Source organism: Calothrix sp. PCC 6303, from assembly GCF_000317435.1.
In the GTDB taxonomy this organism is placed as follows: Bacteria; Cyanobacteriota; Cyanobacteriia; order Cyanobacteriales; family Nostocaceae; genus PCC-6303.
The window spans coordinates 2011804-2029256 of record NC_019751.1; the positions used below are offsets into that span (position 1 = coordinate 2011804).

The window sequence follows — 17453 nt, forward strand, 5'->3', positions numbered from 1 at the left end:
TAAAACCGTGCTTTTTCATTTTCTTACAGCGCAAGTTTCTTCCATTCATGTTGGGTTGCGATCGCCACCCATGACCCGCTCTACAGGTTTTTGCTAACCTGATTTAGGCAGATAAATCAGGTTTTCTGTTGCGTTTTAAATTTAATCTGCAATCAGGGTGACACGTCCCTGTTTGCTGTAACCAACTTCGATTAAATAGCGGTTGGCATCGTGGATTTCGGCAATAATACTATTTGCTGCCTCATTGCTGGTGAGTTCCGGACTCAAATCAACTGCACGACAGTAAACATTTGCCCATTCCCAAAGCATGGTTTTGCTTAATCCGAATAAACCTGCACCGATTGCCCCAAAGTTGTTTTGATGTTTTAACCCAAAGCTACCATCGAGGTGTGCAACTGTGAGGAAGCAGCTGCGGGTGTGGTTTGCAGCTTCCACCAGGGGTTTTTTCAAATATTTGGCGATGAAAAACACATGTTTGACTATCGCTTTCTCGTCTGGGTGGTATAATATGCCGGGAGAATTGTTGGGGAAATGGGGATGGAGATGGATGAAGGCAGCAACGGTTCCAAAGTAATCAGCGATCGCACTTAGCTGCTGTTGCAGGTGTTCTTCACTCAAGTCATTTAGTGCAACCCGGTTCACTCCTTGAGGTAAGGGTGATTTTTCCGGAACTAGGGATGCAGGGAAATTTAATACTACTACTTTCCAACCGCGATCGCATAATGACTGAACTACGCTTGTTGTCGTTAATGTCCCATCATCGGTGACGATAGCAACATATCCTTCGGGAAGTGTAAAGTCGAGAAAATCAGGTTTCCCCAATTCCAGCAATCGAGCCGGGAGACGCTTGATATTACAATTAACTGGGGTATGTATTTCTCCAAACTCTGTTATGGGCAAGGAAGAAACTTGTAATAACTCTTCATCTCCCCCTGCTCCCCTACTCCCCTGCTCCCCCTGCCTCATCTCCCCCTGCTCCCTGCTCTCTACTTCTAAGCTGTCAGACTCAGGCTTTTTTTTTTCACCCCCTGCAAGATTTTGCAGGTAGGTAACGATTTGCCCGATTGTTCTTAGTTCTGCCAATTCTTCCATGTTATCGGGTTTTGGCAGGTCGGGATATGCTTCTTGTAATGCTCCCAAAATCTCGACTCGTTTGATGGAATCTATGCCTAAATCGGCTTCCATATCCATGTCGAGTTCCAACATTTCTACAGGATAACCTGTTTTCTCGCTGGTGATTTCTAGTAAACTTTTGTCTAAGTTAGCGAAATCACTACTAACTGTTGAGCTAACTGTTGGGGTGGTGCTAACGACTGGAGTGGGTGTGTTATCAGGGGTAATAACTGGAATTGTTGGTGTAATTTCCAATTCGGGGATGGGAATATCAGTAGCTTTTTGTACTGCTGATATCATCATTTCTACTGGTGCTACTGGTTTAGCGGGTGCGTTGTTGGTTTGCAGATATTCTACTATCTGTCCAATTGTTCGTAATTCTGCTAAGTCTTCTAAATTAGGTTCAGGTAGGTTGGGATAAATTTCTTGCAATCCTCCCAAAATTTCCACTCGTTTGATGGAGTCGATTCCTAAATCTGCTTCCATATCCATGTCCATTTCCAGCATTTCCACGGGATATCCGGTTTTTTCGCTGGTAATTGCCAGGAGTTTATCACCTAAGTCTGATAAGTCGATGGTGACTGTGGGGATGTTTGCAGCAACTGATTGGATTTGAGTTGGTGTGGGAACACTTTCAACAACTGGTTGGATTTGTGTTGGTGCGGGAATACTTTCAACAACTGGTTGGATTTGAGTTGGTGCGGGAATACTTTCAACAACTGGTGTGACTTGAGTTGGTGCGGGAGTTGTTTCAACAACTGGTTGGATTTGTGTTGGTGTGGGAACACTTTCAACAACTGGTTTGATTTGAGTTGGTGCGGCAACACTTTCAACAACTGGTTGGATTTGAGTTGGTGTGGGAACACCTTCAACAACTGGTGTGACTTGAGTTGGTGTGGGAACACTTGCAAACACCGGAGTAGATTTACTTTCAGTTAAAATTGTGGAACTTACAGTTACTTCCCCAGCAATCAACTGTTTATACTCTTGCTGAATCAACTTCAAGAAGCTTTGAGTATATTCAATTTGATTTTGCAGATATTGTTCGTGAATCCGCAGGGTTTCACCTTGTTGGGAATGGAACTGCATCATACTACGTTCCAAACTTTCCATCACCACAGGTTTAATATCACTGTTGCCATTTTTAGCAAACAATCCATTTTGCTGCTGCATCAATTGGAAGAAAGTTTGTGCATATTCCTTTTGATTATTCAGATACAACCCATGTACCTGTAAATTTTCGGTTTGATTTTGCTGGAATTGTGTCAACACATATTCTAGGCTACCTAAAATTTGTTGATAATCGCCGGGGTTGTTGGGTATTGTTTGCATTTTGGACTCTCGAACTGGTTGATTTGTGGATGAGGTAAGTTGAGGTAGTTCAGAGTATTGAGGATTTACGACAGAGTTTCCGGAGAAATCTTCATTCTGGGAAACTTCAGAACAAATTACTTTCGACACAGTGGAATCAGGTTGAGGAATTGAAAATTTAGGTTGTTTACCGTTGCTGACGGTGGGTAAATGATGTCCATTGCTGGAAACAGGGGAATTAATGACTGTTTCTAGTTCCTTTGCAGAGATGACAGGTTGAATTTCCTGGGTGGAGGTGACAACAGTGTCAGATGTACCCATTAGTTGAACTTTGTCGGTACTGTTTAATGTCTCTTCCCAACCTTTGCGGGTTTTCTCAGAAATAAAGTTAGCACCATTCAACTTAATAGTTAACGTCTTATTCCCTGCGGTTACTGGGGGAACAGTGAGAGGTTGTTGGAAAGGATCGAGATTTTGCAGATTCATCCCCGCAACCCTAAGCTGGACAACCGCTTCGCGGAGAGTGCGATCGCTATTCTTCTGGCTGTTGCTATTTAACGCTATTGTTAGGTGGGGACGTTCTCCTAAAATCTCTTTTACGAGGTTGGAAAGGATTTTCCGTGGACCAAATTCCACGAAGCAACTGCCACCCGCAGCATAAATGTGTTCGATTTCTTGCTTGAATAATACTGAACTCGATAGGTGACTTTCGAGGATGTGCTGAATTGTTTGCGGTTCGTTCGCGTATTGATTCCCCGTAGTATTACTGTAAACTGGTAGTTTCGGGGTTTGGAACTGTACCGATTTAAGCGCGATCGCAAATGATTTTTGAGCAAAGGCTATCAAGGGGGTGTGGAAGGCTGCTGATACTGGTAATGAAACTGCCGAGTAGCTTTGGTCTTGTAAGGCTTGTTTGACGCGGTTGATTTCGGCTGTGGGTCCGGCGAGGACTACTTGCTTTTGGCTGTTATAATTGGCAATCATTACCCGTGGAAAATGCCTAAGCACAGCTTCCACTTTATGCAGATCTTCCTTAACTGCCAACATCGCCCCAGCATCATAATCTGGGTCTTGAGGAGGTGCCATTGCTTGTCCCCGCGCCTTCACCAGCTTACAGTAATCTTCATCGTTAAATACTCCTGCTGCCCAAAGTGCGGTAATTTCACCAAAACTATGTCCCGCTACGAAGTCAGTTTTAAAGCCAGCTTGTTGCAGTATTTTATACATACCTGCGCTTAACATGCCGATGGCAGGTTGTGCATATTCGGTACGCTGCAAAGCGGCAATTTGCGCGTTTTTCTCTGCGTCTTCAAATACTGGATGGGGGAAGACGATTTCTGATAGTGGTTGCATGTTGTCTTTCAGCAACAAACTATCCATGTAACCGTAAAGGTTTCGTAGTGCAGGGAAGTTCATCACCAATTCCCTACCCATTTCTAAGTATTGGGAACCTTGCCCAGAGAACAAAGATACTACTTTACCACCCAATTCTAAACCACTTTCACGGTAGAAAATGCCTTGGGGATGTTCCCAAGCTGGGGAGTTTGGCTGTTTGTGCAACAAGTCTACTGTCATTTTCAGAAACTTGATGGCTTCTTGGGGGGATTCGGCAATGAAACCTACCCTTGCATTATTCAGGGGGATGTTTTTAGTTTTGGATTCCTCCACCAATTCTACATATTGTTTCTCACTATTACCTGACTGCAAGTTTGCTAATACTTCCTGACAACGTGTTAGCAACAAACCAGGATTTAACGCAGATAACAGCACTTCAAAGGGTGCATTATTAATGCGGTAGGAATTTTTCCCTGTTTCTTGTGTGTACTCTTCCAAAACCACATGGTAGTTGGTACCACCAAATCCAAAGGAACTCACCGCAGCACGACGGGGTGCTTCACCTTCTGCACGAATCCAGGGACGGGTTTCGGTGTTGATGTAGAAAGCTGAATTTTTGATGTTGAGTTTGGGATTGGGTTCAGTAACGTTGATGGTGGGAGGAAGAACTTTGTGATGTAATGCCAAAGCTGTTTTAATTAGACTTGCGGCACCTGCTGCGGCTTTGGTATGTCCAATTTGGGATTTTACGCTTCCCAAGGCAATATATTGTTTGCGGGGGTTATCTACACTGAAGTATTCCCGTAAAGATGCGAACTCAGTGGGGTCGCCTGCCATGGTTCCAGTTCCGTGTGCTTCCACCAATCCGATGGTGGCAGGGCTGAAACCTGCATCCTCGTAGGCACGTTGTAATGCCTTAACTTGTCCTTCTTGGCGCGGTGCATAGATACTCTTGTAGCGTCCATCACTGGAGGTACCAATACCTTTGATGACGGCGTAAATTTTATCACCATCTCTTTCGGCATCAGCTAACCGCTTCAACACAATCATACCGATACCTTCACCCAACATCATCCCGTCAGATTTAGCATCAAAGGGTTTGACGTTATCACCAGGGGTGACAGCGGGGGTTTTGCTGAAGGAAATATAAGCCATGATGGAGTTATCTGTATCAACTCCCCCGGTTAACATGATGTCAGCGCGGTGTTCCAGGAGTTCACTAATTGCCATTTTCAAAGCAGCAATGGAACTTGCACAAGCAGCATCAACAACGCAATTTGTACCACCAAAGTTGAGACGGTTAGCGATTCTCCCCGCGACGACATTTGCTAACATTCCTGGGAAAGCGTTTTCATCCCATTTCACATAAGCTGTTTTGAATTTAGCAATGATTTTCTGAGTATCTTCTTCAGAAAGTCCGCTAGTTCTGAGAACCTTTTCCCAAACTGGGTATTCTAGGCGTGCAGCTAAAGGCATTGCTAGTTGTTTACCTCTTGCTAGTTTTCCCATGATAAAATCAATTGCATCGAGTTGGTTTTAAAGGATTTTGAGAGACTTATCACGGGCTATTGGTTACTGTCGAGTCTCTACTCAACGCCAGGTTACAGATGGTCATGGGCTAGAACGGTACATCTTCAGGTTGAAAGAATTCGGGCTTACGGATGACAATATTTACTATGATATTGAGTCTGGAGATAGCGAAACTCGTGCAGGCTATAACCGCGTCCTTGATTTGGTACGCTGTCGGGCTGTAGATACAATTATCGTTCCCTGTTTTGACCGCTTTACCCGTAGCGCTTTAGGTTGGGAAAAAGCCAGAGCCGAACTTCAGGAGTATAATGTTGAACTCCAGTTCCTTGATGGGGGAAGCTTAGACCTAGAAACACCTGAAGGGCTTTTTACATCACGAATTCTTGCGGCTATGGCTGCACAATTAAGAGATAAAAATAAGTATAATGCCCTTCAAGGTGCTAAATACTTTCGGGAGAAAAAAAAGATATATCAGGCTATTTTCGGGTTTGTCAAAGTAGGTGAAACCGTTGAGCCTAATCGAGAAGAGTATCGTTCCACTGGTAAATCTCACGCCGCGATCGCAGTTGAAGCCATACAGATATTTATATCAACTGGAGAGATAGGGGGAACCATCCGTAAACTAGTTGAAAAGTATGGTGTTGAGAGGGTTTCCCATCTTAATTACAAAGACTTTCCCCGTGATATCTCAGCCTTTAAAAGGTGGTTGTTAAACCCTCAACTGTGGGGAGGTATTTGTTATTACCCAACTGATAGCCGAAGAAAGATAATAGTTAAGTCTGAACATGAAGGAATCATCTCTCAGTCTGACCATGAAGAGGTTCTTCGATTACTCAAGAAACCAGTAGGACAAAGGAAAAAGAAACGCAAAAACCCACTGGCTAACATTGCAATTTGTGGGGTATGTGGTAATAGGTTAGAGTTTCACTCATACGATAGAATCGTCGATGACGTTAAAAAATCTCACCAACATCTACGTTGTTTGGGAGCTTACAATAAGCCTGGTAAACCACAAGTTTGTGATAATCGTAAATACTACAGGCTGGAAGATGCGATCGCGTTTGCCTGTAAACACATTCAACTAGCCTCAGTGGAAATAGCTAAACGACTAGATGTAGAATCCTCTCCCCGTAGGGAAACTATTGAAATACTTGAACTGAAACAACAGATTTCCCAATTAAAAGCACTCAATGACCCAGACCTCGACCCTGTAATCAGGAGCAAAGAATTTAAATTATCAAGTGCCTATGGAAGATTGGAAATAGAGAACCAAGTGCAAGTTGGGAATGTTAACTATTTAGAAGCTATTAAAGGCTTATTTTCTTTGGATAAAGACTGGATATTTGATATAGAAATTGAAGAACTTTGTGTACTGTTTCCCGAATTAATAGAATCATTCGTCTGTTCTCCACCCCCAGAAGGAAAATCACCAGGTGGCAAATATTCCAAGGATTCCCCAGGTGTGTTTGAAGTACGGTTGAGAACATAATCTTTCTCTTGGGGGGATAATCTATCAATTGCCCTATCGATAGCCCTAGTAATAATTTTTGAAGCGGCTTTACTTAACATTTTTATAATCTCGTTTTAGAGTTTATCTGAAGCGGGGTTTTATTTTATCTGGAGAGTAATAACGGTTTTTGTTAGAGGGGAACCTTTGCCCCTATATCAAGCTGACTGACAGATTTGTTGGGAAAGCAGTCAAGCCCAGGAATTAAAGTAGGAGTTACGCACTGTACAAATTAGTCATGGTATGATTTCACCGAAATAGCTTGTTTCAGACTTTGACCAATTTGTTTTTAGCGATAAATTAACCGTGGGGTAGGGGTTTAGCAATGCCATTGGTGTCAACTTAAGAAGATAAAGCCCAAATTTGTTGGGTGTAAGCGTCAATCTCTCGATGGCGCTTACGCCTGTATTTGACTAATCCAAACAGCTTGTGACGTTCCACAAGATAGCTCACAACGTCAGCCGCCTCACCACGGAGAACAGCAGCAGAGAAATGGTATAAACTACGAAAAACCATTTCAGTAGAAATAAGGTCTAATGGTTGATTCAAAGCCACAGCCACATCAATACACAATTGATTGAGAACAGCATAAAAAATCCAAGTGGCAAAAATTTGGATTTGTACGCCGTTGGTATCGCCAACCCAAATATAAGCCAAACCCAAAAGTCGTTTTGTGAGCAAAAATGCGTCTTCAACACGCCAACGCCTGCGATATAATTCACAGACCTGCTGTGCAGACAACTTTTGGGGGTCAAGTACATTTGTCAGGTAGTAGTACCAAGTTGAACCCCACAACACAGAAACTAAGCGAACTGGACGCTGACAAGGGTTAGAACCCACATTCCGCACTTCAGAATGTAGCATTTTATGCTACATTAGAACTCTCTGGCACGAGTAAATAAAAATACTCGTAAAATTCAAGTAAGACAGTATTAAGAATCAGCCAAAGGTTATTAAGTATACAGAAAATTGCGTAGGCGATTAATACTGGTTTCAAGCTTTTGAGAAAAAGTTAATATATATTGTTTTATCGTGCCAAATTACTTAGATAGCAAAAGTGAGACAATTAAAAAAACTCAAAAATATTTGAGAGGTAAAAATGTCACCAACTTCAATTGCAGAAATTAAAAATATAGATCATCTCGGAATAGTAGCTGGGCTAATTGATGAAATAGGAATAGTTGAAACAATTAATTCCAAATTAGGAGTAGACTCCCGTGAGAAGATTACAGCAGGAGTATTGGTAAAAGCTGTTTTAATCAATGGATTAGGATTTGTATCAAGACCTTTATATTTATTCAAGCAGTTTTTTGATGATAAAGCAATTGAATTATTATTGGGAGAAGGTGTAGAAAGTAATTATCTCAACGACGATAAAATTGGAAGAGTCATGGATGATTTATATAAATATGGATTGAATAATTTATTTATAGAAATTGTCCTATCAGTAATTAAGAAATTTAAAATAGATACAAAATACTCACATTTAGATGCAACTTCATTTCATTTACACGGGAAGTATAAAAGAGAAATGAATCAAGAAAAAGAAGAAGAAATCACTAAAGAAAGACCAATATTCATAACCAAAGGATATTCTCGTGACCATAGACCAGATTTAAAGCAATGTGTTTTAGATTTAATCACGAGTAGTGATGGAGATATACCATTATTAATGAGAGCAGGAGATGGGAACGAAGCAGATAAAGCAGTATTTGGAAAAATCTTAATAGAATTTAAAAAACAAATAGTTTTTGACAGTATTATGGTCTGTGACAGCGCATTATATAGCCAAGAGAATCTCAAATTAATTGAGAATTTAAAATGGATAAGTCGAGTGCCGATGACGATTAAGAAAGCACAAGAATTAGTTCAGTCTGTAAATACAGAGGAGATGGAAGAGATAGAGGAGATAGAAACAGAAGAAAAGGAGATAGAAACGGAAGAAAAGAAGAAAAAGACATATCAAGATTTAGACGGATACAAGTGGAAAGAAGAAATAGTTAATTATGGTGGTATTAAACAAATTTGGCTAATAGTAGAAAGTCAAAAAAGAAAAGATAGCGATTTAGAAAAGCTAGATAAAAAGCTAATAAAAGAAAAAGATAAAGTTGAAAAGTTGCTTAAAGAGTTAAAAAGAGAAGATTTTGAAACTCCAGAGCAAGCACGATATAAACTAAAAGGTATCAATAAAAAGCTAAAATTCCATGAAATTAAAGAAGCTAATTTTATTGAAAGTAAATCAAAAAATAATAAAACTATTTATAAAATGGAAGGAGTAAGTTATGAAAAACCCGAAGAAATAGAAATACAAAGAAAGGAAGCTGGAAGGTTTATTTTAGCAACTAACCTAGTTAATGACGACGATAAATTAAAACCAGAAGAAATTATTACGACTTATAAAAATCAACAGTCTTGTGAACGAGGATTTAGATTTCTAAAAGACCCCTTGTTTTTTGTCAGATAGTTTTTTTCTTGAAAACCCTGAAAGAATCGAAACTATGCTATTTTTAATGTCTTTATGTTTGCTAGTCTATAACCTTGGTCAAAGGGAACTGAGAAATAGCTTAAAAAGAATCAAAATCGGAATCAAGAATCAATTAGGAAAACTAACTTTATCTCCGACATTAAGATGGGTATTTCAATGTTTTCAAGGAATTCATTTTTTAATGTTAGATGGTCTTAATCAAATTGTTAATTTAACATCAGAACGTCATTTTATTTTGAGTTGTCTGCCCTCATCTTGTCAAAAATATTATTTACTTTCTTAACTTAAACAAGATTTGGACAGGAAATAAAAATTTATTGAAATTTCAAGGAGCAGTAATTGCTCCTCAAATTTTTAGTGCTTACGTAATCTATTTTATGGGTCAATCTTTTTGTCTTTGATTATTTATTTTTAAAAGTATATTCATTCAGCATTCTATTTCTTCATCATCCTGACTTTTTACTTTTTCCTTACTTGTAATCTTTTTGTACTTCAAATTGAAGTGCGGAATGTGGGTTACAAACAAACGTTGGTGCGAACCTGAGGGTGTAGAAAAATGGTGAGCCTTTTTTCCGCTTGTATTGCTTATGCTATGTGGGTTTGAGGGTTTTCTATTTCTTAATTGGTTCGCACCGTTGCTGAAAGTATTGCTCTGTAGGCTTTTTGCAGTTTTATGTGCCGCAATAGTTGACAGGCTAGTGGCTGAAACGTTATTTTAAATGAGGTTCTCACTTTTGCACCTTGAAAACTAAATAGAGTAAGGGTTGTATCTCAAAGCGGTTCCTATAAACTAAAATCCCTATCAGGGATTGAAACAGTTGCTTTTCCTGATAAAGATTGCCCGGAAAAGTTCCTATAAACTAAAATCCCTATCAGGGATTGAAACCTTACTCAGCAGGAAGATATCAGCAACTGAATGACGTTCCTATAAACTAAAATCCCTATCAGGGATTGAAACCAACCCCTAAGAGTGAGCGCCAAAGAATTCTAGCGTTCCTATAAACTAAAATCCCTATCAGGGATTGAAACAACGAAAATCTAGATGATTTTAGGGCTAATTTTGCTGTTCCTATAAACTAAAATCCCTATCAGGGATTGAAACAGTTAGCGCAGAAACCAGGCAGCAAGCAATCAGGCAATTCTTGTTCCTATAAACCAAAATCCCTATCAGGGATTGAAACATCTGGGCTATGACGAGTTAACTCATTTCACGAAGTTCCTATAAACCAAAATCCCTATCAGGGATTGAAACTCATAACGGTGCAACTTGGGGGATAAATAATGAGTTCCTATAAACCAAAATCCCTATCAGGGATTGAAACAAAGAAGTATAAGTCTGAATAAGTCTGAATATCCCTGTTCCTATAAACCAAAATCCCTATCAGGGATTGAAACCCTTTGATTAGCTATCAACCTGGCGACAAGGCTGTAGGTTCCTATAAACCAAAATCCCTATCAGGGATTGAAACTTGATAATAGTATTCTGAATACTCTGGTGTAATTGTTCCTATAAACTAAAATCCCTATCAGGGATTGAAACAGTAACCATTCGTTCGCGGAATCTTTACCCATACTGTTCCTATAAACTAAAATCCCTATCAGGGATTGAAACCCAGCACGAGTGCGATCGCCGATTGCGATCGCGTTCCTATAAAGTAAAATTCCTAAGCCATATCGTATAGTGTGCAAAGAATTGATAATTTTTGCTTCATGCGATCGCGCAAATTATCTGGCGATACAATTACACAATCTTCCCCATACTTTAATATTTCCCGAATCAACCAAAACGGATTCGATACCTTTCGCTCAACTTGACGCACATCTCCTATAACTTCGTTGCTAATATCATTTGCTTTAGTTTCGTAGCCTTTGATCATTCCTCTAAAAAAGTGTAAGTACACTTTTAGGTAATCTAAACCTTCCTGTCGCCATTGTCCGTTCACTGGCACAACACCCTTAACTCGATCTAGACGCAAACAGCGATTGTGGATGAGTTCTGGAAAATCAGTATCTTTGATGTCTTCAGTCTCGTCACACCAAATATCTAAGTAAAAGCGTTTCTCTTCAAAAGAAATTTCCGCATAACGTACTGTATAGGATAAATCCTCTCCTTGAGCATTCCCGTAAAGCAGGTGGAATGGTTGTTGATTTTGGCGCAGTTGATCGATGAGAATTCTCCACGCTTCCGTGGGTTGACTAACCTGCTGCAACAGCAATTGACGCATGGGAGCTTCAAGATTTCCCCGCTCTAATAACAAACTGGAAGTAATTTGAGCCTGTTCGATAAATCCTGAATCCTTGAGTAATGCGATCGCTTGTTGGAGTGCTGTAACTTGGGATGGGTTAAAGCGGAAAGGTTCACCGACCTCATACTGCTGTTGTGCGATCGCCACCAATAACCCTGATATACTAGGCGACTTTCCCCAGAATATACCTAAACGACGGGCAATTTCTTCCAGTTGTTCTTTGCTTCCATCGGGTATTGACAGTGTAATTGTTTCTTTTTTCCTAGACATTTGCAAAAATGTAATTACATTATTGACATATTTGGTTATATAGAGTTATTGTAACTGTATACAAGTTAAATAACCAATCTAAGCCACTATCAAACTTTGCATTTGCCAAGTCAAAACTCAAAAATCAAGATAAATTAGAGAAAATAATGACAGGTTAAAGGTTATGACTAGCGAGAATTTACTTGCTCGAATTTCCATCGACCCCAACATTTGCTTTGGTAAACCTTGTATTAAGGGACATCGAATTTGGGTATCAATGATTTTGGATTATTTAGCAGGGGGAGAAACAATTGAGGGGATTCTTGAAGCTTACCCCAGCATTGAAAGAGAGGATATTTTAGCTTGTATTGCCTATGGTGCAGAGATGTCACGGGGTGCTTTTGTGGAGATTCCTTTAACTAAAAAAAAGGAAGCAACTGCGTGAATTTAAAGTTAGATGAAAATATTGATGCTCGTGTTATTACCTTGTTGCGTTTAGCTGGACATGATGTTGCAACTGTACCGGAAAAAGGTTTGATGTCAGCACCAGATGAGGAAGTGATTGAAGTCTGTCGTCGTGAAGAAAGGTGCTTAGTTACTTGTGATAGAGGTTTTGGTAATCGGGTTAAATATAATCCCTCAAATTACGCAGGAATTGTCATTATTCGTTTGCCTTCTCGATATACTTTTGCTGATTGCCAGCAAGCAATAGAGATATTAATTCAAGGATTAGAGTCAGCAGAAGTTACAGGAAAGTTATGGATTATTCAACGTGGCAATATTCAGGAATATCAAGCAATTGAGTAAGATATATGATTAATGAAAGTATCTACCAAGTTAATTTAAAATCAGTATATTCATCACCAGTAGAGTCAGAATTACAAGATGTCACTTTACCCAAGAATTGGAGACTTTCTTGGCATCAAGCAGAAACTTTAAAAGCATTACGTAACCCAAATATTGACGTTATTATAAATACTGCAATGACAGGGGATGGTAAAAGTTTGGCAGCATATTTGGAAGTGCTGCAAGGAGAATTTTCTGCCATTGGATTATACCCAACAAATGAACTTGCCCGCGACCAAGAAATACAAATAAAAGGGTATATTGATACTTTTAAACCTGCGAATAATCCCCGTGTGGCAAGGTTGAGCAGTGCAGAATTAGAAATTTATGCCGAGAATGAAGGGTTAAAAAAAAGTGCCGCGATTTCCACTCTGACAAATCAACGAGAAGTTATACTTACCAATCCTGATATTTTACATTACTTACATCGTGGAGCTTATTTAATTCCCGGAGATAGTCCTGATAAATTATGGGGACGTATTGACAAAGATTTTAATTTATTCATTTTTGATGAATTTCATATTTTTGCAGCACCACAAATTGCAGGTGTCATTAACACAATGTTGTTAATGAATTGCACGAATCGTCACAAAAAGTTTCTATTTCTCTCTGCAACACCAGATAAAGATTTTATTGATAAGTTAAAGTTAGCAGGTTTTCGCTGCCAAGAAATTAATCCACTCGATAATCAAAAATATCAGTTTCCTGACAACTTAGAGCAAGAGCAGGAATTACAGCTTCAAAATTGGCGACAAGTATCACGCTCTATCAACCTGAATTTTATCTCTTTAGAGCCATCATTTAAAGCTTCAGAAACTTGGATAAAAGAAAACAGTAATCTGATTTTAGAGTATTTTCAAAACAACCCAGGTAGTAAAGGTGCAATTATTCTCAATTCCATTGCCGCAGTTAAGCGACTTGTGTCCTTTTTTCAGGAAATTTTTCAAACACATGGTTTAATAGTTGGTGAAAATACTGGTTTATCGGGAAAAATCACCAAAGAAAAATCACTTTTAGCTGACTTAGTTTTTGGCACAAGTACAATTGACGTTGGTGTCGATTTTAAAATCAACCTATTAATATTTGAGTCTTCCGATGCAGGTAATTTTATTCAGCGTTTGGGAAGATTGGGAAGACATGATGGTTATAATAAAGACGGTGAGGATATTAAATTTGAGAAATATACCGCTTACGCACTAGTTCCAAATTTTCTAGTTGAACGGTTATTTTTAGGAGATAATCCACCTTTAAAAAATACTGAAAATTACAATCGCGCATTTTTAAACGCCACAATCAAAGACAAATATCGGCAAATCAATGATTTTCGTGGTTACTACAAACGTTGGGGTGCAGTACAGTCATTTTACCTGTTTCACAAATTGAGCGATCGCACTATTCAACAACCATACGCTCAAAGTCGTGAAAAATTCCAAAAAGCTTGCGAAAGTGTATTTAATACTAGTTTAAAATCGATCGCTGGACGTGTTTCTGGTTGGGCAAAAGATTGGAAAAATGCTTCTGGGAAATCTGGTAATCCCATCGCTGAAGATGCTTCTAGTTTCCGTGGTGCGAGTTCCCTGCAATGTGGTTTGTACGATTTGACGGAAGAAAACCCAGCAGACAGGTTTAAAACCTACGATTTACCGGGAATATTGGGGAATTTAGAAATCGAAATGTGGACGGAAACGGGATTTATGCGGACATTGAAGGAAACCGCACAAGTCACTGGACAACCCATTCCCAAAGGTAAGTATGAGTATTGTTTGGGGTTTATGAAGTTGCGTAGCTACCGTGAGGAAAGGTTGAATTGGAAATTTGTATATCCCGGAGACTTGCAACCAGTAGCTGATGCTTGGAAAGTGCAAGTACTGACGGGGATTGAAGTTTGGCAACCTGATAATAATTATGTCAGGGAGATTAACAAACGCTTGAAAAAACAAGCTTTAGTTTGTTATGTGTTGCGTCGTCCCATTGCAGAGGTGAGAAATCGCTTACGTTTACCGATGCACTTTCAACTGTACCCAATCTGCGATGAGCTTAGTTTACATGATAGTTCTGCACCGTATGCGATCGCGTTTGGTCAATCTGCGTTGTTATTAGATACGTTAGCGTACACCTTTAAGAGTAAGGGGGATGAATCATGGATAATTTAGGGTTTCAATCCCTAATAGGGATTAGAGACTTGTGTTTTATGCAAGCAAGGGAGAAGCCAATCATTATAAGGATAGCTCGTGTTTCAATCCCTGATAGGGATTAAGGTTTGACTAAGCTTTTCTCTCCCCACTAAAAAGGATAGCAAAATATTGAGACAAAATCTATAATGGTTACGAGTTATCCAATATAATAGCCTTAATCATTCGAGGTGTCTTCATGCTTAGTCATAATGCTGACCCCCACTTGCTCAATCTATTGATGAATGCTGATCTTGAGCAAATTAACCAAGCTTTAATTCTTCGATTAGTTACTGAAAACTGCGGTTTTAAGCATCGTATCGATACCCTAGAGTCACAAAATGAAGAAATATTACAAAAACTTGATAATTTGGAAAATATTTACAATGAGATTCCTTATCTTAGACACCTCGTTGACCAAAATGAAGAATTACAGAACCTTGTAGATTTTTATTGTCCACCTGATTAAACAAAGATCAACAATGAACGAACAAAAACTCTTAGAACGAATCACAGTCAACCCCAAAATATTTGGAGGTAAACCAATAATCCGCGAACGACTTCGTCGCGCAAGCTTCGTCGTCTTGCAGTTGAGCATATTTTAAGAATGTTAGCAGCAGGAGACACAACAGAAACCTTACTTTAAGCATATCCCTGGTTGGAACGAGAAGATATACAAGCTTGTTTAGTTTATACAGTATCTCGATAACTCTTCACACACAACATAACAATGAACACACCAACAATAGAAAAACTCAAACAACTTGCTCAACAAATTCCTGAGAAAATTCCTTATCTCAAAATGTTAGTTTTATTTGGTTCGAGAGCAACAGGGGAAACCCACGTAAATAGTGATTGGGATTTTGCTGTTCTTATAGATAAAGCACAACAAGAGATTTATACAAAAGATAATGCTTGGGGTGCATTTGGACTATCAATGTTTATCGGAGAAATATTAAATATTAATCCTGACAAAATTGATATTGTAGAACTCAATCATTGTTCGTGGTTAATTGCTCATTTTGTAGCGCGTGATGGCATTTTAATTTTTGAAAAAGAATCATCAGGATTTGAATATTTTCGCCTCACGTCATTAAGACCTGAATCAGAATTAAAGAAATTCAGAAAAGAACAACATCAACTTATTGAAATGCAACTTAAGCAGTGGTCAATATGAGTAAGATAGACCCAGAAATTGTGTTAGCTAGATTGAGATTAATCACAAAGTATAAAAATACTTTAGAGGAGTTTAGGTCTATAAATATAAATGAGTTTTTAGCGGAATTTAGGCAACAGTTAATTGTCGAAAGACTTTTACAATTGATGATTCAAGCCGCGATAGATATTAATGACCATATTTTATCAAGATTGAATCCTGGAAATTCAGCTACTAACTTTGAAGCATTTATCGAACTTGGTAAGTATGAGGTTATTACTTCGGAATTAGCAAAGCAACTTGCACCATCAGGAAGTTTAAGGAATCGCTTAGTTCATGAATATGATGACATAGACCCTAACCAGGTTTATCAAGCTATCAAATTTGCTTTACAACAATATCCTTTGTACGTACAACAAATAAATGCTTATCTTATTTCTCTTGATACGGAAAGTAGCTAATAATAACAAGTTTCCAGTATGAATAAACCCACTTCAGAAGAATACATAAATTTATTAGTAGAAGTAAAACAACGTATTCGTTCTGCACAATATGAAGCACTTAAAGCAGTCAATAAAGAATTGATTGCACTTTACTGGGATATCGGCAAAATGATTGTTACCCGTCAAGAAGGTGCAACTTGGGGTAAATCGGTTGTTGAGCAACTAGCAAAAGACTTACAAAATGAATTTCCAGGAATTAGTGGATTTTCTACCGCTAACCTTTGGAGAATGCGCTTATTTTATGACACTTTTGCTAACAATGAAAAACTCGCACCAATGGTGCGAGAAATTGGCTGGACTCATAACTTAGTCATCTTAGAGAAGTGTAAAGATGATTTAGAAAGAGAATTCTATATCAGAATGACTCGTAAATTTGGCTGGACTAAAAATGTTTTAATCCATCAAATTGAAAATCAAACATACGAAAAAACTCTACTCAATCAAACGAATTTTAACCAAACTGTTTCGGAAGAAATTCGCAACCAAGCAAAATTAGCAGTCAAAGATGAATATACATTTGATTTTTTAGAATTAGCGGACGAACATAGCGAAAGACAGTTAGAGCAAGCAATTTTGACCAGGGTTGAACCATTTTTGAAAGAAATGGGTGGAATGTTTGCCTTTATTGGCAGTCAATATCGACTAGAAATTGATGATGAGGAATATTTCATAGATATTTTGTTATACCATCGAATTCTCAAATGCTTAATTGCAGTCGAGTTAAAAATTGGTAAGTTTTTACCTGAATATATTGGCAAAATGCAGTTTTATTTGGCCGCATTGGATGACAAGGTAAGACAACCTGACGAAAATCCATCGATTGGGATTATTCTTTGCAAATCTAAAAATAAAACGATTGTTGAGTACGCATTACGAGAATCAAATAAGCCAATTGGTGTGGCAACTTATCAAATAGTTTCAACTGTTCCACAAGAGCTTATAAATCAACTTCCCGAACCAGAACAAGTAGCAAAACTGTTACAGGGAATAGAGTAATAATT

The 17453-nt window shown here is 38.7% G+C and carries 11 protein-coding genes, 2 pseudogenes and 1 CRISPR repeat array; of the genes and pseudogenes, 10 read left to right on the plus strand and 3 right to left on the minus strand.

Annotated elements, in window-relative coordinates; all coding sequences use genetic code 11:
- Positions 1–141: 141 nt before the first annotated feature.
- Entirely contained in the window at positions 142–5268 is a 5127-nt protein-coding gene (locus CAL6303_RS08225; protein ID WP_015197380.1) for a type I polyketide synthase, read from the minus strand.
- Between the two features lie 37 nt (positions 5269–5305).
- Between CAL6303_RS08225 and CAL6303_RS08230 the strand changes: the two genes are divergently transcribed.
- A complete protein-coding gene (locus tag CAL6303_RS08230) occupies positions 5306–6778 on the plus strand; it encodes a recombinase family protein (protein ID WP_015197381.1) in 1473 nt (490 codons plus the stop codon).
- 360 nt (positions 6779–7138) lie between these two features.
- Here the strand turns inward: CAL6303_RS08230 and CAL6303_RS08235 are convergent.
- Positions 7139–7630, minus strand: a pseudogene (locus tag CAL6303_RS08235) (IS4 family transposase); the annotation flags it as partial.
- A 265-nt stretch (positions 7631–7895) separates the two neighbouring features.
- On the opposite strand from CAL6303_RS08235, the pseudogene CAL6303_RS08240 reads away from it, so the two are divergent.
- Positions 7896–9564, plus strand: a pseudogene (locus tag CAL6303_RS08240) (IS1634 family transposase).
- A 496-nt stretch (positions 9565–10060) separates the two neighbouring features.
- Positions 10061–10893: direct repeats of the CRISPR family, unit length 37 nt; unit sequence GTTCCTATAAACTAAAATCCCTATCAGGGATTGAAAC.
- Positions 10894–10945: 52 nt separating this feature from the next.
- Here the strand turns inward: CAL6303_RS08240 and CAL6303_RS31695 are convergent.
- Positions 10946–11797: a helix-turn-helix transcriptional regulator gene (locus tag CAL6303_RS31695; RefSeq protein ID WP_015197382.1), complete on the minus strand. Its 852-nt coding sequence runs from the start codon at positions 11795–11797 to the stop codon at positions 10946–10948.
- A gap of 163 nt (positions 11798–11960) precedes the next feature.
- Between CAL6303_RS31695 and CAL6303_RS08250 the strand changes: the two genes are divergently transcribed.
- From CAL6303_RS08250 to CAL6303_RS08280, 8 genes are all read left to right on the plus strand, one after another.
- A complete protein-coding gene (locus tag CAL6303_RS08250; RefSeq protein ID WP_015197383.1) occupies positions 11961–12221 on the plus strand; it encodes a DUF433 domain-containing protein in 261 nt (86 codons plus the stop codon).
- On the plus strand, positions 12218–12583 hold the full coding sequence (locus CAL6303_RS08255; protein WP_015197384.1) for a DUF5615 family PIN-like protein: 366 nt from the start codon (positions 12218–12220) through the stop codon (positions 12581–12583). Before CAL6303_RS08250 ends, CAL6303_RS08255 begins: the two co-directional genes overlap by 4 nt.
- A 5-nt stretch (positions 12584–12588) precedes the next feature.
- On the plus strand, positions 12589–14775 hold the full coding sequence (gene cas3 / locus CAL6303_RS08260; RefSeq protein WP_015197385.1) for a type I-D CRISPR-associated helicase Cas3': 2187 nt from the start codon (positions 12589–12591) through the stop codon (positions 14773–14775).
- A 217-nt stretch (positions 14776–14992) separates the two neighbouring features.
- A complete protein-coding gene (locus CAL6303_RS08265) occupies positions 14993–15262 on the plus strand; it encodes a hypothetical protein (RefSeq protein ID WP_015197386.1) in 270 nt (89 codons plus the stop codon).
- Positions 15263–15275: 13 nt separating this feature from the next.
- Positions 15276–15398, plus strand: coding sequence for a hypothetical protein (locus tag CAL6303_RS31410; protein WP_255348452.1), 123 nt, complete (start codon positions 15276–15278; stop codon positions 15396–15398).
- A 125-nt stretch (positions 15399–15523) separates the two neighbouring features.
- Complete coding sequence (gene mntA, locus CAL6303_RS08270; protein ID WP_015197387.1) at positions 15524–15970, plus strand: type VII toxin-antitoxin system MntA family adenylyltransferase antitoxin; 447 nt, start codon at positions 15524–15526, stop codon at positions 15968–15970.
- Positions 15967–16410 carry a type VII toxin-antitoxin system HepT family RNase toxin gene (gene hepT, locus CAL6303_RS08275; RefSeq protein WP_015197388.1) on the plus strand — a complete coding sequence of 148 codons (444 nt, stop codon included), beginning with the start codon at positions 15967–15969 and terminating at the stop codon, positions 16408–16410. Before mntA ends, hepT begins: the two co-directional genes overlap by 4 nt.
- Before the next feature lie 18 nt (positions 16411–16428).
- Positions 16429–17448 carry a PDDEXK nuclease domain-containing protein gene (locus CAL6303_RS08280; RefSeq protein ID WP_015197389.1) on the plus strand — a complete coding sequence of 340 codons (1020 nt, stop codon included), beginning with the start codon at positions 16429–16431 and terminating at the stop codon, positions 17446–17448.
- The last annotated feature ends 5 nt before the right edge of the window (positions 17449–17453 follow it).

Bases quoted from the DNA above. Each gene is read 5' to 3' on its own strand.
- CAL6303_RS08280 (WP_015197389.1), top strand. From the start codon at position 16,429: ATGAATAAACCCACTTCAGAAGAATACATAAATTTATTAGTAGAAGTA.
- mntA (WP_015197387.1), top strand. From the start codon at position 15,524: ATGAACACACCAACAATAGAAAAACTCAAACAACTTGCTCAACAAATT.
- CAL6303_RS31695 (WP_015197382.1), bottom strand. From the start codon at position 11,797: ATGTCTAGGAAAAAAGAAACAATTACACTGTCAATACCCGATGGAAGC.
- CAL6303_RS31410 (WP_255348452.1), top strand. From the start codon at position 15,276: ATGAACGAACAAAAACTCTTAGAACGAATCACAGTCAACCCCAAAATA.
- CAL6303_RS08265 (WP_015197386.1), top strand. From the start codon at position 14,993: ATGCTTAGTCATAATGCTGACCCCCACTTGCTCAATCTATTGATGAAT.
- cas3 (WP_015197385.1), top strand. From the start codon at position 12,589: ATGATTAATGAAAGTATCTACCAAGTTAATTTAAAATCAGTATATTCA.
- CAL6303_RS08250 (WP_015197383.1), top strand. From the start codon at position 11,961: ATGACTAGCGAGAATTTACTTGCTCGAATTTCCATCGACCCCAACATT.
- hepT (WP_015197388.1), top strand. From the start codon at position 15,967: ATGAGTAAGATAGACCCAGAAATTGTGTTAGCTAGATTGAGATTAATC.
- CAL6303_RS08225 (WP_015197380.1), bottom strand. From the start codon at position 5,268: ATGGGAAAACTAGCAAGAGGTAAACAACTAGCAATGCCTTTAGCTGCA.